Source organism: Massilia forsythiae (assembly GCF_012849555.1).
Taxonomy (GTDB): Bacteria; Pseudomonadota; Gammaproteobacteria; order Burkholderiales; family Burkholderiaceae_D; genus Telluria; species Telluria forsythiae.
In genome coordinates this window covers 5842012-5864428 of the sequence record NZ_CP051685.1, presented here as the reverse complement: position 1 = coordinate 5864428, position 22417 = coordinate 5842012, and the positions used below count along the sequence as shown (strand labels likewise).

The window sequence follows — 22417 nt, the reverse complement described above, 5'->3', positions numbered from 1 at the left end:
TGCAGCAGCTTCCTGGAGGCGCCCATGAACGACGCGCTGCAACTGGTCCTGCTGCGCTTCGGCGCCGCCTGCGCCGCCAGCGTGCCGTTCGCGCTGCTGCTGGCGCTGCTGCTGCGGCGCGCCGCCGCGCGCTGGCCGGCCCTCGAGGCGCACCGCAGCGTGTGGCTGTCGGCGCAGGCGGCCGTGGTGCTGGCGTTCGCGCTGGGCTGCGCGCCGCTGCCGCGCGGCGCCGTCGTTCCGGCCCTGGCGCTGCCGCCGTCGATCCTCGATGCGGCGCCCGGCGCGGCCGCCCTGGACGCCGCCGCTACCGCCGCCGCCGGTGCACCGGACGGCGCTGCCGTGGCGCTGCCGCCCGCGCCCCGGGCCCAGCTCGCGTTGCGTGTGCACCCGCTCGACATCGTGCGGCTGGCGATGCCCTGGCTGCCGGCCGCCTGGTGCAGCGCCTGGCTCGCCGGCCTGGCCTGGCATGCGCTGGCGCGCCTGCGCGCGCGCCGCCACTGGCGCCATCTGCTGCGCCATGCGCGCATCCTCAGCGGCGCCGAACTGCGCGCCCTGCCGGCGCTGACGCCGGCCCAGTGCGCGCACATCGCCCGCCTGCGCTTGACCGTGCTGGCCACCGACTTGCCGCTGTCGCCGATGCTGCTCGGCGTGCTGCGTCCGCGCCTGCTGCTGCCGGCGCACCTGGCCACGCTCGACCCGGCCCAGCAGCGCCTGATCGTCGAGCACGAGCTGACCCACTGCCGCCGCGCCGATCCGCTGTGGCTGGCGCTGTCCGGCGCGCTCGGCCTGCTGTTCTGGTTCAACCGTCCGCTGCGGCGCCTGGACGCCGGCCTGCGCGAGGCGGTGGAATGCGGCTGCGACGACGCCGTGCTGGCCGGGCGCGACGCCGGCGAGCGGCGCGGCTATGCCGCCGCCCTGGTGGCGCAGCTGCGCCTGCAGCTGGCAGTGCAGGCCCCCGGCCATGCCGGTACCACCGCCTTCGGCAATCTCGGCGTGGCCGGACGGGTGCAGCGCATGCGGGCGGCGCGGCCGCCGCGCCTGTCGCCCCGCGGCCGCATGCTGGCCGGCCTGGGGGCGCTCGGCTGCGCGCTGGCCGGCGCGGCGCTGCAGCCGGCGTTCTCGTCGAACCCGGACAGCGGCTATCCGGCGCCGGCGGCGCCGCCGGCCGCCGCGGCGGCGGCGCCCGAACCCTGGCGCTACCCTTTGGACCAGGTGCGCGTGACCGCCCTGTACGGCGTGCGCAGCCCGAGCGTGCCGAACGGCCAACACGGCGTCGACTTCGCGGCGCGGCGCGGCACGCCGGTGCATGCGGTCTCCGCCGGCCGCGTGGTGGAGGCGGCCTTCAACCCGACCTGGGGCCATTACGTGCGCGTCGAGCACGGCGCCGGCGTCAGCTCGCTGCTGATCCACCTGGACCGGGTCGACGTCGCCTACGGCCGCAATGTCGCCGCCGGCGAACTGCTCGGCGCCTCCGGCGCCAGCGGCAGGGCCAGCGGCCCGCACCTGCACCTCGAATACTGGAAGGACGGGCGCCGCCTCGATCCCCAGGCCATGCTGCCCGACCTGTCCGGCCGCGCCACGCCGCGCGCGCTGGCGCGCCGCCGCCAGCAGGGCAATCCGGTTCCCGACACCTTCGTCACCATCAGCGAGTAATGCCATGCAGACCATCCGAAACGGCAGCGCCGGCGCGCTGCTGCTGGCGGCGCACGCCTGTGCGCTGGGCCAGTCCGCGCCCGATCCCGCATCCCAGGCCGGCGCGCAGCCGGTCCAGCAGGTCGTGGTCAGCGCCGGCGCCGACGCCCAGCGCCTGCAATCGACCACCACCGCCATCGTGGTGCGGCGCGACGAACTCCTGCGCCACGGCGACGCCACGCTGGCCGACGTGCTCAAGCGCCAGCCCGGCATCACCCTGGACGCCAGTCCCGGCAAGGCGCCGGCGATCCGCATGCGCGGCATGGGCAGCGGCTACGTGGCGATCCTGCTGAACGGCGTGCCGGCCCCGAGCGGCTTCGCGCTGGAATCGCTGACGCCGGACATGGTCGAGAGAATCGAGATCGGGCGCGTGGCCACCGCCGAGACCAGCGGCCAGGCGGTGGCCGGCACCATCAACGTGATCCTGCGCCGCGCCGGCCCGGCCGGGGGCGCCGCCGCCGATGAAGTCAAGGCGGGCAGCGCCTTCGTGGATGGTAGCGCGGCGCCGCAATTGACAGTGCAGCACGACGGCCGCCGCGGCGCGCTGGCGTACACGCTGGCGGCCACGCTCAGGCGCACCCAGAACCCGGTCACGGCGCTCGTCACCGAGGAGGGCGCGATGCCGGCGCTGCTGCGCCGCACCGCGTGGTTCGACCACCAGGTCGACGACCTGCTGGAACTGGCGCCGCGCCTGTCCTGGCAGGCGGACGCGCGCGACACGCTGGCCGCGCAAGCCTATGTACGCTGGCGCCACATCCACAACGCCATGCGCCAGAGCGAAACCACCGAGATCGGCAGCCCGACCGCCTTTCCCCGCGCCGCGCAACGCTACGAGACGCGCCCGCTGCACGCGTATGCCGACCTGGCCTGGACCCGCAAGCTGGACGGCGGCGCGCGCCTGGCCGCCAAGCTGTCCGGCTTTCATACTGCGCGCGACGCCGACTTCCTGTACCGCGGCATGGATGCCAGCGATGCGTTGCTGGCGACCCACCGCGTCGCCTCCGGGCCGGTCGAGCGCGAGTGGACCTTCAGCGGCAGCTGGCGCCGCCCCTTGTGGCGCAGCCACATGCTGGCGGCCGGCTGGGAAGCCGGGCGCAAGGCGCGCAGCGAATACCGGCGCGAGCGCCAGACCGACGCCGGCGGCGCGCTGCTGCTGGCCAGCGACGAGGATTACCGCGCCAGGGTGGTGCGCGCCGCCCTGTTCGTCCAGGACGAATGGGACATCGACGACGCCTGGTCGGCCTACGCCGGCCTGCGCCGCGAAGACCTGCGCACCAGCGGCGCGGGCAATGCGCATGCCGCGGTCGACGTGCATGCCGGCGCCTGGAGCCCGATCCTGCAGGTGCTGTTCAAGCCGCGGCGCCCGGATGGCGCCCGGGGCGATGACGGCGACGATGGCGGCGGCAGTGGCGACGAACCGCGCGACGGTTTTCGCTTCGCCGTGAGCCGCACCTACAAGGCGCCCGAGATCAGCCGGCTGATGCCGCGCCGCTATACGGTCGACAACAACAACAGCGCCACCAACCCGGACCAGCAGGGCAATCCCAACCTGCGCCCGGAACTGGCGCTCGGCATCGACCTGGCCTGGGAACGCAGCGTCGGCAAGGACGGCATGCTGAGCGTCAGCGCCTTCCACAAGCGCATCCGCGACATCACCCTGGTGCGCATCTACCGCAGCAACGGCGTGTGGATCGCCACGCCGGACAACCAGGGCGGCGCCACCGTGCGCGGCATCGAGTTCGAGGGCAAGGCCACGCGCGGCGCGCTGTCGGGGCGCGTCAACCTGGCGCGCAACTGGTCGCACGTCGACAGCCTGCCGCAACCCGGCAACCGCATCGAGGGCCAGCCGGCCTGGAGCGGCAACCTGGGCCTGGATTACGCGTCGGCGCGGCGCCTCGACCTGGGCGCCACCTATACCTATCGCGGCCGCGTGGCCAGCCGCTCGGGGGCGCTGTTCTTCAGCGACGACGCCGCCACGCGCCGGCTCGACCTGGTCGCGCTGTGGAAGCGCGACGCCAGGTCGCGGCTGCGGCTGTCGGTAGCCGACCTGCTGCACCGGGACGTGCGCGAGCGGCTGGCCTACCAGGGAGACAGTGCGCTCGTGAGCACGACGGTGTTTCGCACGCATACGACCTGGCGGCTGGTATGGGAGCAATCCTTGTAGATACCGGTCCGTATCCGATCGGGAAATGGAATGTCCCGGCATCGCTTTATCAGGTAATTCAATTGGGCAATATATGTGATGGCTTGAATAAAAGCGCGGCGTGATTCCCATGAAGGAAAAAGATAATCCGGATTAACGCTTTCCATGCATGGATAACGGTAATCCATTTGCATCCGGTCCATGCGTCAAGGGTAAATCCGAGGATATCGATTCGCCATCATTTCATGAAATGCCATTCCCGTTGTTTTTGGTAACTACTTGTTTATAAGCGGCTTTCTGACGTTCGGTCGGTCGCGGACAGATCGATCGATCCGCACCATTACCTCAGAATATGAAGAATGCATAATAGGCCGATAAATAAAATTTCCATATGGAATTATAAATGGATTGGGTTAAATGAGGCTTGCCTCGATCGTGTCGGATTATTTATACACACGATTTCAAATACGCTGCGATAAATACAATAAGTAAAAATTTTTGAAATATTCTCTGGCATAATGATTTTCGATTAGTCGCCCCCCTACACCATGATTCACCCTTGGAGAGAATGATGAAAGTCGTGTCGAAAACCATTCTGGCATGCTCGCTGGCAGCCCTGTTCGCTGCCAATGCCAGTGCCGATACCTTCAATCCGTTTGCCGATGCAGCGGCCAGCCCGGCCCCGTTCAACCAGTTCACGGTGACCCCGTACGGCCCGACCGTCACGCGGTCGTTCAACGCCGACAAGATCACCGGCAACTACACCGAGATCGCCACCTTCAATACCAACGGTACCTTCAACGTGTCGTTGTACTGGAACGCCGGCCAGTTTGTGGGCAACAATGGCAACACGGCGCTGAACGCGCGTACAACCGGCCTCGGCACCGACTACGGCCTGTACGCGCTGTACAGCGCGTCCGGCACCTATTCCACCAACAACGGCGCCACCACCTTCAATTTCCTGCCGGGCACCGGCACGCTGGGCCTGTACCTGGACCGCGGCGTCGACACCGAGGTGAGCGCCAACCCGACCAGCGGTAGCGGCCAGTTCGGCCTGGCCGGCACCGGCAACGACATCCTGCTGGCCACCGGCAGCCCGCTGTCGGGCGAAGGCAACCTGAACCCGAACCTGAGCACCTGCGGCCCCAACGGCATCAACTGCGGCAGCTTCGGTTCGCAGACCTCGCTGACCCTGACCGCCGCCGGTAAGGATTTCTTCATCGCGCCGAATCCGTTCTACAGCCTGTCGTTCCAGTCCGGTCACCTGAACAACTTCACCCCGAGCGGCACCCAGCTCATCAACGGCTCGCTCGACGTGGCCTTCGACGCCGTGCCGAACCCGGTGCCGGAACCGGCCTCGCTGGCCCTGGTCGGCCTGGGCCTGCTGGGCGTGGGCGCCGCGCGCCGCCGCCGCAAGCAGGCCTGATGGATAGAACAGCGGCCGCGCCGGCATGCCGGCGCGGACTGGCGAAAAAAAACCACTGCGTCCGCAGTGGTTTTTTTACGTTCGTGCCGCGTGCTCAAGCCGGCTTGTGCACCGCGGTCTCGTGGGTCGGGTCTTCCAGGATGCGGTCCGGCGGGCCGGATGCCGGGCCGGCGCCGTCGTCGTGGTGGAAGGGCGCGAACCAGGTCGCCAGGAACGACGGCACGGTGGCCGCCATGACGAAGGCGAAGTAGCCGACGTAGCCCATCATTTCCTGCAGGTGGCCGCTGACCACGCCGGTCACCATGTTGCACAGTCCCATCAGGCCGGTGCCGAAGGCATAGTGGGTGGTGGCGTACTTGCCCGGCGCCAGCTGCTGCATCAGGTAGATCATGAAGCCGACCGCGCCGAAGCCGTAGAAGAACTTTTCGATCACCACGCCGGCGCTGATCGCCAGCACGCTCGACGGCAGCGTCAGCGCCAGCGCCAGGAAGGTCAGGTTCGGGATATTCACCGCGCAGCACAGCACGAACAGCACGCGCTTGAGGCCGCGCCGCGCCACGAACCAGCCGCCCAGCAGCGAGCCGAGCAGCACCGCCGCCAGGCCGTAGGTGCCGTACACGATGCCCAGCTGTTCGTTGGACATGCCGAGGCCGCCCTTGGCGGCGCCGTCGACCATGAAGAACGGCCCGATCTTTTCCAGCAGGCCGATACTGGTGCGGAACAAGAAGGCGAAGGCGATCATCTTCCACACGTCGCGCTTCTGGAAGAAGGTGACGAAGGAATCCCACAGGATGTCCCAGGCGCCGCGCAGGTTGGTCGGGGTGTTCTCGGCGCGCGCGCCTTCCGGCATCACGCGCGCGTGCCACAGCGCCATCAGCACGATGACGGCGGCGACGATGAAGAACACCACGCGCCAGGCGTCCATCCATTCCGGGCCGAAGGCTTTCGGATCGTGGTGGAACACCTCGGTGTGCAGCTTGCCGCTCACGTAGACCAGCAGGCCGGAGGCCACGATCGGGCCGACGTTCCACGACAGGCTCTGCACGCCGCAATACAGCGACTGGGTGCGGATATCGAGCGAGGTCACGTACACGCCGTCGCTGGCGATGTCCTGGGTGGCGCCGAGGAAGGACATGGCCCAGAACAGCGGCAGCAGCACCGTCATGTAGTTCGGCATGTTCATCGCCAGCGCGGCGCCGGCGAAGCCCAGGCCGACCAGCACCTGGGTGCACAGCACGAAGAACTTCTTGGTGCGGTACATCTCGACGATCGGCGCGAACACCGGCTTGATGGTGTACGCCAGGATCAGCATGCTGGAATAGGCGGCGGCATCGCCGTTGTTCATGCCCAGGTTCTTGAACATGATGGCGGTAACGCTGGTCAGCATCATGTAGCCCAGCGCCATCGTGAAGTAGCCGGTCGGCACCCACAGCAGCGGGTGGCGCAGCGGCGCCTGCGCGCGCCTGGCCGGCACGGCCGCCTCAGGCGTGCGCATGGCGTGCCTCCGTGCCGGCCAGGACGGCGTGGCCGTTGGCGTGCTGCGGCGCCGTGCCGTCACGGGCTCCGGCGCCGGCAGCGGCGCCGGCGTCGGCCAGGTGCTGCTCCAGCATGGCGGCGGCGCCGGCCAGGGCCGGGTAGGGTGCGCGGATCACGAAGCACGGGATGCGCGCGGCAAAGGCGCTGAAGCGGCCCTTGTTCTCGAAGTGGGCGCGGAACGGCGAGCGCGCGAACCAGTCGCCCAGGCGCGGCACCACGCCGCCGCCGATGTAGATGCCGCCGCGCGCGCACAACGTGACGGCGACGTTGGCGGCCACCGTGCCCAGCATGCCGCAAAAGATTTCCAGCACTTGCGTGCAGAGCGGATCGTTGTCTTCCAGCGCGCGCTCGACCACCACGGCCGGGTCCAGCGGCGCCGCCGGCGCGCCGGCCAGCGCCGACAATGCCTCGTGGATCAGCGACAGGCCGGGGCCGGACACCAGGCGCTCGGCCGACACGTGCGGGTAGCGCTGCCAGCACCACGCCAGGATGTCCTGCTCGCGCGCGTTGGACGGCGAGAACGCCACGTGCCCGCCTTCGCTCTGCAGCACGGTCCAGCGGCCGTGCGCCGGGATCAGGCCGGCCACGCCCAGGCCGGTGCCGGCGCCGACCAGGCCGATCACGCCATCGGCCTTGCCCGCTTCGTCCGCGGGGACGAGCGTGCCGCCCACCTGCATCAGGTCCGAGGCCGGCAGTTCCGGCACCGACATCGCCAGCGCCGCGAAGTCGTTCACCACCAGCAGCGTGTCCAGGCCGAGTTCCTCGCGCGCCTGGCGGATCGAGAATTCCCAATGGTGGTTGGTCATCTTGACGAAGTCGCCCTCGACCGGATTGGCGATGGCGATCACCGCGTGGCGCACCCGGTCCGCCCCCGCGCGCGCGCCGAGATAGGCGCGCACCGCGTCCACCAGGCGCGGATGGTTGGCGCAGGGCAGGGTGGCGATGTCCTCGATGCGGCCGGGACCGCGCTCCAGGGCGAAGCGCGCATTGGTGCCGCCGATGTCGGCCAGCAGGCGCGCGCCGCCGTGCTGATGGGATGTTGCGATCATGCTGTGTCTCCTGTTGCTTCCTGGTGTTGCTTATTATGCGGCCTTGCGCTGGCGCTGGCCGGCGATGAAGTCGCGGTACCACAGCGCGCTGTCCTTGGGCGTGCGCTCCAGGGTCGCGTAGTCTACGTGGACGATGCCGAAACGCTTGGCGTAGCCCGAGTTCCACTCGAAATTATCCATCAGGCTCCACAGGAAGTAGCCGCGCACGTCGATGCCCTGGTCCATCGCCGCCTTCAGCGCTTCCAGGTGGGTGCGCACGTACTCGATGCGCACGGCGTCGGCCACCTTGCCGTCTTCCAGCACGTCGACCGCGGCCATGCCGTTCTCGGTGATGTACACCGGCGGCAGCGAAGGATATTCCTCCTTCAGCTTGAGCAGCAGCTCGGTCAGGCCTTGCGGGTAGATTTCCCAGCCCATGTCGGTGAAGCCCATGCCGCCTTCCGGCTTGCGCGGCGGGACTTCCGCGCTCATGACTTCGCGGCGGTAGTAATTCACGCCGAGGAAGTCGAGCGGCTGGCCGATGATCGCGAAGTCGCCCTCGTGCACCACCGGCGCGTCGGCGCCGTGCGCCTGCAGCGACAGTTCCGGGTAGCGGCCCTTGAAGATCGGGTCCATGAACCATTCGATCGAATTGGCCCACTCCAGGTCGGCCAGGCGGCGGTCGGCGGCGCTGCTGGTCGCCGGGTCGGCGGTCCACTGGTTCAGCACGATGCCCAGTTCGGCCGTCGGCGCGGCGGCGCGCATCGACTGCATCGCCAGGCCGTGCGACAGCAGCAGGTGGTGCGACACCTGGATCGCCTGCTTCTTGTCGGCCACGCCCGGCGCGAACTGGGCATTGCCGTAGCCGAGGTTGGCGGTGCACCACGGCTCGTTGTGGGTGGCGATGGCGTCCACGCGCTTGCCGAAGCGGCGCGCCACTTCGTGCGCATAGTCGGCGAAGCGGTGCGCGGTGTCGCGCGACAGCCAGCCGCCGCCGTCCTGCAGGCCTTGCGGCAAGTCCCAGTGGTACAGCGTCAGGTGCGCGCGGATGTTCTTTTCATCGAGCGCGTCCAGCAGGCGTTCGTAGAAATCGAAGCCGGCTTCGTTCCAGGCGCCCTTGCCGGTGGGTTGCACGCGCGCCCAGGCCAGCGAGAAGCGGTAGGCATCCACCCCCAGCGAAGCCATCAGCGCCACGTCGTCGCGGTAGCGGTGGTAGTGGTCGCAGGCGATGTCGCCGTTGCTGTGGTCGATGATGTTGGCGGAATTGCGCGAAAAGGTATCCCAGATCGAGGGACCCTTGCCGTCGGCATCGGCGCCGCCTTCGATCTGGAAGGCGCTGGTGGCCACGCCCCAGACGAAGTTGGAAGGGAAGCGGGTGGAATCGGTCATGTCGGTTCGTTCGTTGGAAGGGATGGACCCGGATGGGTGCGCAGGCATCGGCGCGCCGTAAGCCGGTGGCGCGCGCGCGGGCAGCCGCTGGGCGCGATGCCTGAAATCGATTTCATCGTACCGTCATGCTTCATTGCGTGTCAAACATATTTTTTGCACAAGGTCGGAAACGGCGGCGCGTTGTCGTGTTCATCATCTTTGCTCGCCATGAAATCGGTTTCCTGATGAAAGGCGCCGCTGTTATACTGGGAGCCTATACCAGTAGCCCGGAGTCGCTATTGCCGCGCCTGGCAAACGGGCGCTGCGTTGCTCGTCCTTGCATGGCTCGCCATGCGGCGTCCTCGCGCCTTACTCCCGTTTCCCATGCATCGGCACTAGCTTCCCCCTGTCTACTGGGATACGCTCCAACAACTCATATCAGGATCGCGGCCGCGCCGCCCACTACCGGCCTTCCAGCTCCGACCCGCATGACAAAAGATTCCAGTACGCCGATGGTCACCGTCCACGAGGTCGCTCGGGTGGCCGGCGTCTCGGCGGCTACCGTGTCGCGCTTCCTGAACGGCACCGCCCGCGTCTCGGAAGACAAGCGGCGCGCCATCGAAGGCGTGATCGAACGCCTCAACTACAAGCCCAACGTGTTGGCGCGCAATCTCAAGACCGGCAGCTCGCGCACCGTGGGCGTGCTGACCCAGTCGCTGGTGTCCGGCTACTTCGCCGACGCGCTGGCGGGCGTCGACGACGCCCTGCAGGGCACCGGCTACGCGCCGCTGATCGTCTCCGGCCACTGGCATGCCGACGAAGAGGCCGAGCGCATCGAACTCTTGATCGCGCGCCGCGTCGACGGCCTGGTGATCCTGAGCGGCAACCTGAAGGATGCACAGATCCTGAAACTGTCGCAGCGGGTGCCGATCGTCGCCTTCGGCCGCCGCCTGGAAGGCACGCGCGCCTACGGCTTCTGCTTGGATAATTATCGCGGCGCCTGCGACGCGGTCGAGCACCTGCTGGCGCACGGCCATCGCGACATCGCCTTCATCACCGGCCCGTCCGACCATGCCGACGCGCTGGCGCGCCTGGCCGGCTACCGCGACACGCTGGCGCGCCACGGCATCCTAGAACAGCCGCAACTGGTGCTGCCCGCCGACTTCGACGAATCGAGCGGCCTGGCGGCGGTGGAACGGCTGCTGGCGTCCGGGCAGCGCTTCTCGGCCATCTTCGCCGCCAACGACCTGAGCGCCTACGGCGCGCGCCTGGCGCTGTACCGGCGCGACATCCGCGTGCCGGACGACGTCTCGGTGGTCGGCTTCGACGACCTGCACAGTTCGATGTACACGACGCCGCCGCTGACCACGGTGCGCCAGCCGCTGTTCGACGTCGGCCGCTGCCTGGGACGGGCGATCCTGGCGATGATCGGCGGGGAAAAGATGGCGCGGGAGATGCCGGAACTCAGCCTGGTGGTACGCGAGTCGGTGCGGCGGGTGGCTTGAAGCGGCGGGTAGCTTGATGCGGCGGGCGGCGTGAAGCGCCGTTCGGCGCGAGGAAGGAGCGCGGCCGGCGGCCGCGCTCGATACTGCCGGGTCTAGTGCTGGATCAGCGTTGCAGCACGATCAGCTCGGTGCGGCGGTTTTCGGCCTGGCCGGCCGACGTGGCGTTGGTATCGACCGGGTTGTTCTCGCCGCCGGTCGCGGTTTCCAGGCGGTCGGCAGCGATGCCTTCGGCCACCAGCGCGGCCTTGACGCTCTCGGCGCGTTCCTTGCCGAGGGTGGCGTTGCTCGAGGCGGCGCCGCGCGCGTCGGCGTAGCCGACGATGCGGACGCGCGCGTTCGGGTGCTGCTTCATGGCGGCGGCCAGTTCGTCTACCTCGCTGCGGTCGGCGGTGCGGATGTCGCTCTTGGCGGTATCGAAATTCAGCTTCTCGAACACGAAGGTGCGCGGCAGCGCTTCGGTTCCGCCGAGGAAGCCGCCGAGTCGCGAGGTGCCGACCAGGACCGCCACGCCGCCGGTGGCAGGTACGGCGACAGGCGCCGTGTCGACGCGGGCAAGCCCGTTGTCGTGGCTGCAGCGCTTGAGGCCGAACAGCAGGGCAATCAGCCCCAGTGCCAGGAACAGCCAGGGCAGCCAGCCCTTTTTCCTGTTGTTGGCGCCAGTGTGGATGTTATTCGGCGGTACGCCATTGCCGCGGTCATTCGGGTTTGCCATTGCTTATTCTCCATTTCTCATGTTGATCGTTGCCATCAATGTTGTCTTTTGATTAGCGTTTCATCGATGGCGATCATATGGGGGATGGGTGGATCGCCTTGTAGGCCTACTGCGTAGGACGCTGTAGGAAATTGGATTGACTTTTATGCAATTGTTCCAACCGCAAGGGCGAGTTGAAGAATGCTGCCGCGACATGGGTTGTCGCGGCACGGCCATGGTCATTCGGCGGTGGCTGCCTGCAGCGCCTTGATGCGCGCGATCGCGTTGACCTGGTTCTTGTCCAGCGCGACCGCCTTCTGGTAGGCGGCGATCGCCAGCGCCGGTTCATGCAGCGCCTCGTAGGCTTCGCCCTCGCTGTCGAAGGCGTTGCCGTAACGCGGTTCGATGGCGGTGGCCAGCTTGAACAGTTGCACCGCGCCGCGCGCGTTATGCGCCCGCAGCAGCTGGTAGCCCAGGTTGTTCAGGTTGATAGGGCTGAGCTTGAAATCCGGCGACTGCGCGGCCATCCGCTCGTACAAAGCCTGGGCATCGGCATAGCCGCCCTTGGCGAAGGCGCGCAGGAAGTCGCCCTCGCCCAGCAGGGTCGCGCTGGCCGGGTGGAATTCCATCGACAGTAGCTGCGGGCCGATGCCGTGGCGCGCCGGCGACGCGCGCAAGAAGGCCAGCGCCGCGGCGTCGTGCTTCAGGTAGGCGTCCAGGAAGGTGCGCGCGTACAGCGCCACGCCGCGGTAGGCCCGCAGCACCTCGGCGCGCCCGTAGTCGCCGAAGTCGTCGTCGGCCGCGAAGCGCAGCCCCATCGAACTGAAGTCCTTGTGCAGCATCGGCGGCGCCGTGGTGACGTACACGTCCGAGTACACCATGGTGTTGAGGTAGCTTGCGCCCAGCTTGTCGCTCCGCGCCATCGCCTCCGCCGTCGGCGTGCGCGCACCCAGGAACAGCAGCGGCACGGCGGTGCGCGCCGGGCGCACGGTGGTGGCCGCGCCCCAGATCTTCGGGTGGAAGCGGATCGAACCGTCCAGGCTTACCAGCGCCTTGATGCGGCTGGAACGCGCCGCCGCGAACACGTTGGCCATGCCGCCCCAGCTGTAGCCGGCGGCCGCCATGTTGCCGGTGTCCGCCTGCGGCAGCGTCTGCGCGTAGTTGGCCAGGAAGGCGATGTCGGCCGCCTGCGCCTCCACGCCGTCGACGTCGTCGGTCATCATGGCCGAGCGCGCGCCCAGGCTGCGGCTGGCGATCACCACGTAGCCGTGGCTGGCCAGGTATTCGCACAGGTCGAGGTTCTCGTCCGCCGCGGCGGCGAAGCTGGGCGCATAGATCACCACCGGGAAGCGGCCATCGGCGGGCGCGGCGCCGCGTACCGCCAGCGTGGCCGCGCCGTACTGCGCCCTCACCGGTCCGGCCATCCAGCCGGCGCGCTGTTCGGCCGCCTCGGCGCCGGGCAGGGCGAAGTCGACGTCGGCCAGGCCGGCTTGCCGGTAGTCGGCCACCGTCATCGGGGCGGCGCCGCTGCGCCTGGCCGGGTACCAGACCAGGGTCTGGATGGGACGCGCCGGCCCCACGCGCCCGTCCTTGCCGAAGGCGTCGACCGGCGCTTCCAGCGCGCGGCTGTAGTCGTATTGCTGGACGATGCGCAGGCCGACGGCGTGCGGGCCGGCTGGGGGGAGGATATCGGCCGAGCCGAGTGCAGAGACGGCTGCCTGGGCGTTCACGGTAACGACGAGGAGGGCCAGCAGGGGGCGGAGGATCATGGGTGTGGTTTTGTCGTTTTAGATACTGAACAATAAGCGTTGAGCGATGTTATTGTTTGGATAATGCGACGGACGGTCGACATGGCGCGGTAAGGCGTATGCGCCTGCCTGTGGCGCGTCACGAATGCTGCTTGGCGCAAAGCGATTCGATCGATAACGTGGACTGCGCCGGGAGGCGGGATGCCGACATGAAGACGCAAATAGCCATTTGATCTTCTGAGAACCCGCTAATATGACATGTGAAGGTAACGGGTCAGGAATGCGCCGCGCATAATATAACGAATGCGCCTGGGGGTTTCGTCTTCAGCAAATGCTCAACGACTTCGCTACCTGCACCATCGAATGTGACCGCTGCAGAGCATCCACGAGGAATACAGTCTACCTGTCGCCGAAATACATTCGAGCTTGCAAGCACAAGTTGAAACGCTTGTGTATGGCTTTTGCCCGAACACCGAAATTCGTCACCGTCAGGCGAAAACGTTGCCCACCATACCGTTTGGAAAAGGGTGTGCAGCGGAATATCTACCGCACAATTGTTCGTGACAATGGCACGCTTATCTTCGAAAACATGTGACACCAAAATTTGGTAGGTCATCGTTACCAATCCATTACTTTGCAGTTATGTTGTCAGATGACACGCGCCACCGCCGCAATTAGCAGCGCAGCCGGCACTAGCAGCGCCTGTGCTACCACCGTCCCCGCCAGCCGGCTCCCCACCAGCCACACGACCGCCTTCCTGAACTGTCCCTCGCCGATCTTTCCTTCGATGACGTCGTCGGTCATGCCCGACATGTGCGGGTCGATGAACACCGCCATCATGATGGTGGCGCCGCCGTTGATGATCGACGACAGCGTACTCGACGTCACCCGTACCGACGGATCGAGCACGCCCGCATACAGCGAGGCGAACACGCCGACGGTCCACAGCGCCGTGGCGCTGATGTTGAGCGCGGTGATCCGGCGCGACACGCCATGGCCGTGGCGGATGGCGCCGACGTTGGCGGCCGCCGGGGCGCTGGCCACGTCGCGCACGTAGGACAGGCCGCCCTTGAAGAAGCCGTGCAGGATCAGCTTGGGAATCGAGCGGTGAACCTGGAAATGCAGGACCGCACGGCAGAACACGCGCTGGAAGGTCGGGATCAGCAAGGCGCCGGCGACCGTCGCCAGGCTGGCCGCGACCAGCAGCCAGCGGAAATCGGCCAGCAGCAGGGCGCCGGCCGGGCCGTCGAGATTGGTCTCCACGCGCTTGGCCAGGAACGGGCCGAGGAAGGAATTCGACGTGCGCGACACCAGCATCAAAATGCTGAACAGGGCCAGCGAGACGGCGATCCTTCTGGTGCGGATGCCGGCGATACGCACCGAATAGGCGAGCGTGCCGATCAGGTGGATCACGAAGGTGAGGAAGCAGAGCAGGAGAAGTTGGCTGTCCATGTTTTCAATAGCGGTACTTGTCCGGCGATGGCGGCCGCATCACCACTTGCAACCCTTGTCCCTGACCGTGTCGATCACGAGCGGGATCACCGCCAGCAGGCTCAGGCCGGCATACGCGGTGCGGCAATCGCCGCGGCGCGCCCGTTCCATCGCCTGCTGGGCCTTTTCTTCGCGCTCGCGCTGCAATACGACATTGGGCGTGTGCTCGGGCAAGGCGACCAGGTTCTTGTCCTGCCTGCCGCCCTGGCGCGCGGCGCGGCGTGCGGCCGCGATGTCGAAACGCGGTGCCGAGGACTCGTCCCTGGCGGCGGCGCCCGGCGCGTCCTCGGCCGCCGGCATGGGAGGAGCGGCGGCGGTCGGGGTGTCGGTGGAGGACGGCGTGTCGACGGCGATGGCGGCTATATCCGGCGCGCTCGCGGCCGGCGTTGACGGCTTCGGCGTGACGACTGGCGCTGCGCGGCGCGCCATCCTGGCCGGGCGTGGCGGCGTGGCCGGCGCGGCAGCGGCCGGCCGTTCGCGGACGGCGTCGGGGGCGCTGGCCAGCGGCGCACCGGTATCCGTCACTCGCGGCGGCACCAGCACGAATTCGATGCGCGTCTCCGTGACCGGTGGCGGCAGCGGCGGGCGCGCCTGCAGCAGCCAGCCGAGCAGGCCGGCGTGCACCAGCAGGCTGATGCCCCATCCCCAGCCCCAGCGCCGGCCGGACGCGGCGGCAGGCAGGGCGAACGTGAGTGTTGTCATGCGAATCATTCTAGCGAAGCTTGGCGCGTCAAAGTTCACCAACTCTCACGCCGCCGGCATAAGATGGACGGTACCGGCCGGTATTGACGCTGCCGGCGCCTTGGTGTTCACTGGGCGTCGCGTCGCCGTATCGCGTGCATGTCATCGAGCCGATGTCATCAAACTGAAACCTGCGTTTCCTAGAATGGCCGATCGCCATCGTCACCGTCCACCCACCATCATCCATCGATCCATGTCCCGACCCATCCAACCGTCCACAACGTCCCCGTCCCCGACGCGCTTGCCCGTCCTGCGCCTGCTGTCCGCCATGCTCGGCTGCGCCATCTTGCTGGCACCTGCCGCCGAAGCCGCCAGGCCCGTGCCCGCCGCCGCGCCGGCCCAGGCGCAAGGACAGATGCAGGCGCCCAGGCTGGTGGTGGTGATGGTCGTCGACGGTTTGCCGGCCGAGCAGCTGCAGCGCTACCGCGACCAGTTCGGCCCCGGCGGCCTGCGCCGCCTGCTGGAGCAGGGCGCCTCGTTCACCAATGCGCACCAGGCGCACGGCATCACGGTGACGGCGATCGGCCACTCGGCGGTGCTGAGCGGCGCCTATCCGTACCGCCACGGCATCATCGGCAACAACTGGCTCGACCACGACGGCAAGCAGGTTTACTGCACCGAGGACGCCCGCTACCACTACATCGGCGCCGAGACCGGCGCCCACGACGGCACCTCGCCGGCGCTGCTGCGCGTGGACACGCTGGGCGACCAGCTGCGCTACGCCAGCGGCAACCGCAGCAAGGTGGTCACCGTGTCCGGCAAGGACCGCGGCGCCATCCTGTTGGCCGGCAAGACCGGCACCGCCTACATGTTCATGGACGACAGCGGCGACTTCGCCAGCTCCACCTACTACATGCAGCAGCACCCGGCCTGGGTCGAGCGCTTCCATGCCGCCAAGCCGCAGGACCGCTACTACGCCAAGTCGTGGAAGCCGCTGCTGCCCGACAGCGCCTACGCCGACGATGCGCCCGACCCGGCACCGAGCCTGAAGAGCCCGAACCGCTTTCCGTTCACCTTCTACAGCGAGAGCGGCGCGCCCTCGGCCGACTACTACGCGCGCCTGAAGGCGAGTCCGGCGGTGGACGAATTGACGCTGGACTTCGCCGAGGCCGCGGTCGACGGCGAGCGCCTCGGGTCCAACCCGAGCGGCGCCACCGATTTGCTGGGCGTGAGCCTGTCCGGGCACGACTACGTGAACCATGCCTACGGGCCGGAAAGCCGCATGTCGCACGACCACCTGCAGCAGCTCGACCGCCGCATCGCGCGCTTCTTCGATTTCCTCGACCGCCGCGTCGGCATGGACAAGGTGCTGGTGGTACTGACCGCCGACCACGGCTTCGCCAACACCGCGGAATTCTCGCAGGCGCGCCACATCGACGCGCGCCGCATCGACGCCAAGGCGCTGGCCACGCGCCTGGACGACGCGCTGGGCCAGCGCTTCAAGGTCGGCAAGCTGGTCAAGAACGTGTACGCGCCCGAGGTGTATCTCGACTACGCCGCGATCGAGCGCAACCGCCTGGGCCGCGCCGAGGTCGAGGACGCCGCCGCGCGCATCCTGATGGCGCAGCCGGGCATCGCCGACGTGTTTACGCGCACGCAGCTGGAGCAGGGCCTGGGCGGCGCCACGCGCCTGCGTTTGCTGATGCAGCGCGCCTGGAACCGCGACCTGTCCGGCGACCTGCTGCTGGTGCCGGCCGCCTATTCCTCGTTCGGCGGCGGCGACAGCGGCGCCACCCACGGCACGCCCTACAACTACGACACCAACGTGCCGCTGCTGATGATGGGCGGGCGCTGGATCAGGCCGGGCGTGGTGCCGCAGTACACCGAGGTGGCCGACATCGCGCCGACGCTGGCGCAGATCCTGCGCGTGCGTCCGCCGGCCGCCGCCGAGGGGAGGGTGCTGACCGAAGCGCTGCGCTGAGGTCCGGCACCGGCTCGCATGGCGCGCGGCGCATCCCGACAGGGCTCCTTGCAAGCGGGGAGCGCCGCGCTTGTTCGGTGGTCCGCTATACTGCGCGATAACGCGCCGTCCGGCGCCTCCACGGACTTTTCCATGTACGCAGCAGTCGACCTCGGTTCCAACAGTTTCCGCCTCCACATCGGCGAGGCGCTCGCGGGCCAGATCCACATCGTGCGCACCGCGCGCGACCCGATCCGCCTGGCGGCCGGCCTGGGACCGGACGGCATGCTCAGCGCGGAGTCGATGGACACCGCCGTGCGCTGCCTGCGCGACTTCGGCGCCATCCTGCGCCAGTACCGCCTGGAGGCGGTGCGCGTGGTCGCCACCAACACCCTGCGCGTGGCACGCAACGCCGAGGCGCTGCTGCCGCGCCTGGAAGAAGCGATCGGCTACCCGGTCGAGATCATCTCGGGCGAGGAGGAAGGGCGCCTGATCTACATGGGCGTGGCGCGCGCCCTCGGCCCCCAGGCGGCGCAAGAGAAGCGCCTGGTGATCGACATCGGCGGCGGCTCCACCGAACTCATCGCCGGCACCGGCGACGCCATCCGCCTGGTCGAATCCTTCAGCATCGGCACCCACCCGCAGAGCGCCGCCTGGTTTCCCGGCGGGCGCATCGAGGCGGCCGCCTTCGACGCCGCCATCGTGGACGCGCGCGCCCGCTTCGAGGATGCGGCCGGCCAGTACCGCGCCATCGGCTGGGACGGCGCGGTCGGCTCGTCCGGCACCATCCGCGCCATCTCGGAAGTCATTTCCCGCAACGGCATTGGCGACGGCAGCATGTCGTTGCCCAGCCTGCTGGCGCTGCGCGACAAGCTGGTCGCGCTCGGCCACGTCGACGCGTTCGACCTGCCCGGCGTGAAAAAGGAGCGGGTGATCGTGATGGTCGGCGGCTTGAGCGTCTTGATCGGCGTGATGCAGGAACTCGGCGCCGAGCGCATGGGCGCCATCAACGCCGGCCTGCGCCTGGGCGTGCTGTCCGACCTGGAGCTGCGCGCCAACCGCCACGACCGGCGCGACCTGGCGATCCAGGACTGCATGCGCCGCTTCGGCGTCGACCACGGCCGCGCCGCGCGCACCGCCGCCATCGCGCGTAAACTCTTCGAGCGCCTGGCGCCGCAGGACGAACCGCTCAAGGCGCAGCTGCTGCGCGCCGCCATGCTGCACGAAGTCGGGCTGGCGGTGTCGCACACCGGCGCCCACAAGCACGCCGCCTACATCGTCGAGCATGCCGACCTGCCCGGCTTCACCGCGCGCGAGCAGCGCCTGCTGGCGACCGTGGTGCTGGCCCAGAAGGGCAACCTGCGCAAGGTGCGCGAGGCGCTGGCGGTGCCCGAGCTGGCGCGCGCGGTGCTGGCGCTGCGCCTGGCGGCGGTGTTCATGCATGCGCGCGTGGACGCCGATGTCGAAGCGATCCGCCTGCGCATGAAGGGACGCGTGGAAATCGAGACGCCGCGCGGCTGGCTGCGCCAGCATCCGACCGTGGCCGCCTGGTTCGAGAAGGAAGCGGCGGCCTGGATCGAGGTCGGCGTCGGCTTCCAGGTAACGCAGGCGGCATGAACATTCAAGGACCCACAATGGTAATCGTGACTCACAGCGGCAAGTTCCATGCGGACGATGCATGGGCGGTGGCCGTGCTCGACATCGTGTTCCCCGGCAGCGACATCGTGCGCACGCGCGACGCCGCCACCATCGAGACGGCCGACTTCGCGGTCGACGTCGGCGGCATCTGGGACCCGGCCGGCGGCCGCTTCGACCACCACCAGAAGGGCTTCGACGGCGCCCGCCAGAGCGGCGTGGTGTACGCCAGCGCCGGCCTGGTATGGCGCGAATACGGCCCGCGCTGCGTGGCCATCCTGGCCGAGCGCCACACCGGCCACAAGCTTTCCGACGACGCCGCGCGCGAAATGGCCTACGCGATCGACGCCGACATCGTGCAATACCTCGACATGTCGGACACCGGCGCGGCCAGGAACGCGCCCGGCAGCTACGGCCTGTCGGCGGTGGTGTCCGGCTTCAACCCGAACTGGATGGACGAGCAGCGCATCGGCTACGGCGAGCCGACCGAAGCCTACCGCCTGACCCAGTTCAGGCGCGCCATGGCGCTGATGGCCGACGTGATGGTCAACGCCGTGAAATACCGCGTCGGCGCCCAGCTGGCGCTGGAACAGGTGCGCCATTCCGAGCCGCTGGAAGGGGGCAGGGTGCTGTTCCTGAAGAACGGCGCATTGCCCTGGACTTCGGTGGTGCGCAAGGAAATGCCGAAGGTGCTGTTCGTCATTAGCCACAATATCGGCGAGGGCCGCTACATGATCCACACCGTGCCGACCAGCCCGGACACCTTCGAGGCGCGCGCCGACCTGCCCGCATCCTGGGCCGGCCTGCGCGATGGCGACCTGGCGGCGGTGACCGGCGTGGCCGACGCGGGCTTTTGCCACAACGGCCGCTTCATCGCCGCGGCCAAGTCGTTCGAAGGCATCCGCGAGATGGCGCGCCAGGCGCTGCGCGAGGTCGACGGCGGCAGCCGGGCGTCCACCGAGTGCGGCTGAAGACGCGACGTTAGCGATCCTCGGCGGCGAACGCGTTCCACCCCGATCCAGTATAAATGATATGAACGATATGAACGAACGACGTACCGCCCCCGCTTCTTCCCGCATCCGTCTTGCGGCTGCCGCCCTGGTGGCGGCGCTCGCCGTTCCGGCCCTGGCGCAGCCGATGGCCTGCAGCGGCAAGGCGCCCGCCGGCGAACTGCGCGCCGAGCGCATCGCCGCGGTCGAGCCGACGCGCAGCGAGGGACTGTACGAAGGCCCGGTCTGGATCGAGGGCGCGCTGTACTTTTCCGACTTCGGCAACGGCCCGGCCTTCCCGTCGCGCATCCGCAAATTGGCGGCGGACGGCAGCGTGCGTACCGTCGTCGAGGACAGCGGCAGCAACGGCCTGGCGGTGGACGCCGGCGGCAACCTGGTGACGGCCAACCACAAGCAGAAGGCGGTGACGCGGCTGGCGCTCGACGGCGCGGCCGCAGCAAAAGGTAACGGCGGGGGCAAAAGCGGGGACAAGGGCGCGGTGTTGGCGGGGCGCTACCAGGGCCAGGTGTTCAATTCGCCCAACGACATCGCCATCGCCGCCGAGGGTACCCTGTACTTCACCGATCCGGACTTCCAGAAGGCGGCGGCGCCGGGCGGCCAGCCGGTGACCGGCGTGTACCGTGTCGGCACGGACGGGCGCGTGACGCTGGTGGACGGCAGCCGCCGTAACCCCAACGGCATCGCCCTGTCCCCGGCCGGCGACGTACTGTACGTGAATGCCGGCGACGGCCTGCTGCGCGCGCACCCGGTCGCCGGCGGCGTGCCGGGCGCGGGCCGCGACATCGTGCGCGGCTTGGAGGTGCCGGACGGGATGGCGGTCGATTGCCACGGCAACGTCTACGTGACCGAGCACACGGCGCACCGCGTGCGCGTGTTTTCGCCGCAGGGCAAGGAGCTGGCCACGATCCGGGTCGATGCCAACGTCACCAACGCGGCTTTCGGCGGCGCCGACGGCAAGACGCTGTACCTGACCGGGGCGGGGGCGCTGTGGCAGGTGCGGCTGGATGTGACCGGGTCGCCGTATTGAATCGCGGGTGAGTGCGCGCGGCTGGCGTGGCGGCGTCATGACGATCGATCCGCCCGATGTCCGCTGTGTGGGTAAGCCTCGTGGACGGGCAAGTGGAATGGATTTCCAGATGTGAGATTTTCTTTCCAGCGATGGGAACCGATTGTGGCAGTCTGCGCTTTTTCACGCTCGACAAGCTGCTATGCTGGCTCGAACCATCCCGGTAAAAGCGAATGCACGAAAATGCAGTTCGCTCAATCGAGTTTCCATTGACGCACATGAAGAATACCTTGTCCATCGCCCTCGGCAGCGCTGTCGGCACGCTCCTGTACACCGCTCTCCTGAGCGATATGCACGAACCCGACTGGGGGCGCGCCATGATCGTGGCGGTCGTGTGCGCCATCCTTTCGGCTGCATCGTCCAGGATGTTTTCTTCTCGATGAAGGAGCGATCCGATGAATGACGGTGTGGCTGGACTGGTCACGTCCGCATTGGCCGGCGCGTCGACTCTTGCAATGGCGGCGCCGGTAAGCTCGTCGACGTCCAGCGGCGCTTTCGCCAGGCCACACCAGCTGGTCGACATCGGCGGCCGCAAGATGAACCTGTATTGCAGCGGCCAGGGCGCCACTACGGTGGTCTTCGATGCGCCCTCCGGCGAGGCCGGCTGGAACTGGTTCAAGGTACAGCCGGCGGTTGCCAGGCGCACGCGCGCCTGCGTGTTCGACCGCGCCGGCCTCGGCTTCAGCGATTCCGCCGGCCGCCCGAACACGGCCGAGAACGTGGCGCAGGACTTGCACAAGCTGCTGGCCGGCGCCGACGTCAGGCCGCCGTACGTGCTGGTCGGGAATTCACTGGGCGGCGCCAACGTACAGGTGTATGCGTATCGCTACCCCACCGAGGTCAAGGGGTTGGTGCTGGTCGAGCCGCAGCACGAGGACGAAACCAGCCGCCTGGACAAGGCCAGCCGGGGCAACCTGAAGAAGGTGTATGCGATGGTGGCGCAGCAGAACGACTACTGCCTGGCCGCCGCCGTCAAGGGTTTCAGGGCCGGCAGCGAGGAATGGAACAACTGCATCGGCAATCCGGCGCAAAGTTATGGCCCCGCGCTGGGCGCGGCCGTGACGGCGGCGACGACCAGGGCTGCCTACTGGCGCGTCAATGCCGACGAGTGGCATGCCATCCCGGACAGCGACGGGCAGCTGCGCAAGCTGCGGCGGCCGTTCGGCGACCTGCCGGTGATCGTGCTGACGCGCGGCGTGAGCCCGTATGCCGTACCCGGCAAGCCGCAGAGCGCCCTGAACAAGGCGATGGAAGACGAGAACGCCGCCATCCACAAGGAGACCGCCGCCTTGTCGACGCGCGGCAAACAGCGCGTAGTGGCGGATGCCGGTCATGTGATCCATGCCGACAAGCCGCAGGCCGTGGTCGACGCGGTGCTGGAAGTGGTGGGTCAGGTGAAGTAGTGCTGTATCATCGCGCACCTCGAAGCGAAACGAT

General features: G+C 68.3%; 17 protein-coding genes. 10 read left to right on the top strand and 7 right to left on the bottom strand.

Features of this window, described 5'->3' with window-relative positions; genetic code table 11:
• Window positions 1-24: 24 nt before the first annotated feature.
• The 3 genes from HH212_RS24560 to pepA all read left to right on the top strand — a co-directional run bounded on the left by HH212_RS24560 (window position 25) and on the right by pepA (window position 5261).
• The gene (locus tag HH212_RS24560; protein ID WP_170204868.1) at window positions 25-1653 is read left to right on the top strand and encodes a M23/M56 family metallopeptidase; all 1629 of its coding nucleotides are present in this window, start codon (window positions 25-27) and stop codon (window positions 1651-1653) included.
• Between the two features lie 4 nt (window positions 1654-1657).
• Window positions 1658-3856, top strand: coding sequence for a TonB-dependent receptor plug domain-containing protein (locus HH212_RS24555; protein WP_170204867.1), 2199 nt, complete (start codon window positions 1658-1660; stop codon window positions 3854-3856).
• 559 nt (window positions 3857-4415) lie between these two features.
• Window positions 4416-5261 carry a flocculation-associated PEP-CTERM protein PepA gene (gene pepA, locus HH212_RS24550; protein ID WP_170204866.1) on the top strand — a complete coding sequence of 282 codons (846 nt, stop codon included), beginning with the start codon at window positions 4416-4418 and terminating at the stop codon, window positions 5259-5261.
• Between the two features lie 94 nt (window positions 5262-5355).
• On the opposite strand, the gene HH212_RS24545 is transcribed toward pepA, so the two are convergent.
• Genes HH212_RS24545 through HH212_RS24535 form a run of 3 tightly spaced genes read right to left on the bottom strand, consistent with a single transcriptional unit; the run spans window position 5356 to window position 9214 of the window.
• Complete coding sequence (locus HH212_RS24545; RefSeq protein ID WP_170204865.1) at window positions 5356-6756, bottom strand: MFS transporter; 1401 nt, start codon at window positions 6754-6756, stop codon at window positions 5356-5358.
• Complete coding sequence (locus tag HH212_RS24540; RefSeq protein WP_170204864.1) at window positions 6743-7846, bottom strand: glucokinase; 1104 nt, start codon at window positions 7844-7846, stop codon at window positions 6743-6745. The genes HH212_RS24545 and HH212_RS24540 overlap by 14 nt, the downstream gene beginning before the upstream one ends.
• Window positions 7847-7879: 33 nt before the next feature.
• A complete protein-coding gene (locus HH212_RS24535) occupies window positions 7880-9214 on the bottom strand; it encodes a GH1 family beta-glucosidase (RefSeq protein ID WP_170204863.1) in 1335 nt (444 codons plus the stop codon).
• Between the two features lie 467 nt (window positions 9215-9681).
• Here HH212_RS24535 and HH212_RS24530 point away from each other — a divergent pair, with 467 nt between their 5' ends.
• Window positions 9682-10698, top strand: a complete 1017-nt coding sequence (locus HH212_RS24530) for a LacI family DNA-binding transcriptional regulator (protein ID WP_170204862.1) — start codon at window positions 9682-9684, stop codon at window positions 10696-10698.
• A gap of 103 nt (window positions 10699-10801) precedes the next feature.
• Here HH212_RS24530 and HH212_RS24525 read toward each other — a convergent pair whose 3' ends face one another.
• From HH212_RS24525 to HH212_RS24510, 4 genes are all read right to left on the bottom strand, one after another.
• Window positions 10802-11410 (bottom strand): OmpA family protein, encoded by a 609-nt coding sequence (locus tag HH212_RS24525; protein ID WP_170204861.1) that lies wholly within the window; start codon window positions 11408-11410, stop codon window positions 10802-10804.
• A gap of 218 nt (window positions 11411-11628) precedes the next feature.
• Window positions 11629-13158 (bottom strand): dienelactone hydrolase family protein, encoded by a 1530-nt coding sequence (locus HH212_RS24520; RefSeq protein ID WP_170204860.1) that lies wholly within the window; start codon window positions 13156-13158, stop codon window positions 11629-11631.
• A gap of 627 nt (window positions 13159-13785) precedes the next feature.
• Window positions 13786-14589: a lipid II flippase Amj family protein gene (locus HH212_RS24515; RefSeq protein WP_170204859.1), complete on the bottom strand. Its 804-nt coding sequence runs from the start codon at window positions 14587-14589 to the stop codon at window positions 13786-13788.
• 39 nt (window positions 14590-14628) lie between these two features.
• Window positions 14629-15330, bottom strand: a complete 702-nt coding sequence (locus tag HH212_RS24510) for a hypothetical protein (RefSeq protein ID WP_170204858.1) — start codon at window positions 15328-15330, stop codon at window positions 14629-14631.
• Window positions 15331-15610: 280 nt separating this feature from the next.
• Between HH212_RS24510 and HH212_RS24505 the strand changes: the two genes are divergently transcribed.
• From HH212_RS24505 to HH212_RS24480, 6 genes are all read left to right on the top strand, one after another.
• Window positions 15611-17290 (top strand): alkaline phosphatase family protein, encoded by a 1680-nt coding sequence (locus HH212_RS24505; protein ID WP_229217448.1) that lies wholly within the window; start codon window positions 15611-15613, stop codon window positions 17288-17290.
• 132 nt (window positions 17291-17422) lie between these two features.
• Complete coding sequence (locus HH212_RS24500) at window positions 17423-18886, top strand: Ppx/GppA phosphatase family protein (RefSeq protein ID WP_170204857.1); 1464 nt, start codon at window positions 17423-17425, stop codon at window positions 18884-18886.
• Window positions 18887-18903: 17 nt separating this feature from the next.
• Window positions 18904-19875 carry an MYG1 family protein gene (locus HH212_RS24495; RefSeq protein ID WP_170204856.1) on the top strand — a complete coding sequence of 324 codons (972 nt, stop codon included), beginning with the start codon at window positions 18904-18906 and terminating at the stop codon, window positions 19873-19875.
• A 70-nt stretch (window positions 19876-19945) separates the two neighbouring features.
• The gene (locus HH212_RS24490) at window positions 19946-20941 is read left to right on the top strand and encodes an SMP-30/gluconolactonase/LRE family protein (RefSeq protein WP_170204855.1); all 996 of its coding nucleotides are present in this window, start codon (window positions 19946-19948) and stop codon (window positions 20939-20941) included.
• Between the two features lie 257 nt (window positions 20942-21198).
• A complete protein-coding gene (locus tag HH212_RS24485; protein ID WP_170204854.1) occupies window positions 21199-21363 on the top strand; it encodes a hypothetical protein in 165 nt (54 codons plus the stop codon).
• Window positions 21364-21375: 12 nt separating this feature from the next.
• Window positions 21376-22383: an alpha/beta fold hydrolase gene (locus HH212_RS24480; protein WP_170204853.1), complete on the top strand. Its 1008-nt coding sequence runs from the start codon at window positions 21376-21378 to the stop codon at window positions 22381-22383.
• The last annotated feature ends 34 nt before the right edge of the window (window positions 22384-22417 follow it).

What these genes read in the sequence shown, in the direction of transcription:
- HH212_RS24560 (WP_170204868.1), top strand. Translation starts at nt 25, where the DNA reads ATGAACGACGCGCTGCAACTGGTCCTGCTGCGCTTCGGCGCCGCCTGC.
- HH212_RS24555 (WP_170204867.1), top strand. Translation starts at nt 1,658, where the DNA reads ATGCAGACCATCCGAAACGGCAGCGCCGGCGCGCTGCTGCTGGCGGCG.
- HH212_RS24545 (WP_170204865.1), bottom strand. Translation starts at nt 6,756, where the DNA reads ATGCGCACGCCTGAGGCGGCCGTGCCGGCCAGGCGCGCGCAGGCGCCG.
- HH212_RS24540 (WP_170204864.1), bottom strand. Translation starts at nt 7,846, where the DNA reads ATGATCGCAACATCCCATCAGCACGGCGGCGCGCGCCTGCTGGCCGAC.
- HH212_RS24535 (WP_170204863.1), bottom strand. Translation starts at nt 9,214, where the DNA reads ATGACCGATTCCACCCGCTTCCCTTCCAACTTCGTCTGGGGCGTGGCC.
- HH212_RS24530 (WP_170204862.1), top strand. Translation starts at nt 9,682, where the DNA reads ATGACAAAAGATTCCAGTACGCCGATGGTCACCGTCCACGAGGTCGCT.
- HH212_RS24525 (WP_170204861.1), bottom strand. Translation starts at nt 11,410, where the DNA reads ATGGCAAACCCGAATGACCGCGGCAATGGCGTACCGCCGAATAACATC.
- HH212_RS24520 (WP_170204860.1), bottom strand. Translation starts at nt 13,158, where the DNA reads ATGATCCTCCGCCCCCTGCTGGCCCTCCTCGTCGTTACCGTGAACGCC.
- HH212_RS24515 (WP_170204859.1), bottom strand. Translation starts at nt 14,589, where the DNA reads ATGGACAGCCAACTTCTCCTGCTCTGCTTCCTCACCTTCGTGATCCAC.
- HH212_RS24510 (WP_170204858.1), bottom strand. Translation starts at nt 15,330, where the DNA reads ATGACAACACTCACGTTCGCCCTGCCTGCCGCCGCGTCCGGCCGGCGC.
- HH212_RS24500 (WP_170204857.1), top strand. Translation starts at nt 17,423, where the DNA reads ATGTACGCAGCAGTCGACCTCGGTTCCAACAGTTTCCGCCTCCACATC.
- HH212_RS24495 (WP_170204856.1), top strand. Translation starts at nt 18,904, where the DNA reads ATGGTAATCGTGACTCACAGCGGCAAGTTCCATGCGGACGATGCATGG.
- HH212_RS24490 (WP_170204855.1), top strand. Translation starts at nt 19,946, where the DNA reads ATGAACGAACGACGTACCGCCCCCGCTTCTTCCCGCATCCGTCTTGCG.
- HH212_RS24485 (WP_170204854.1), top strand. Translation starts at nt 21,199, where the DNA reads ATGAAGAATACCTTGTCCATCGCCCTCGGCAGCGCTGTCGGCACGCTC.
- HH212_RS24480 (WP_170204853.1), top strand. Translation starts at nt 21,376, where the DNA reads ATGAATGACGGTGTGGCTGGACTGGTCACGTCCGCATTGGCCGGCGCG.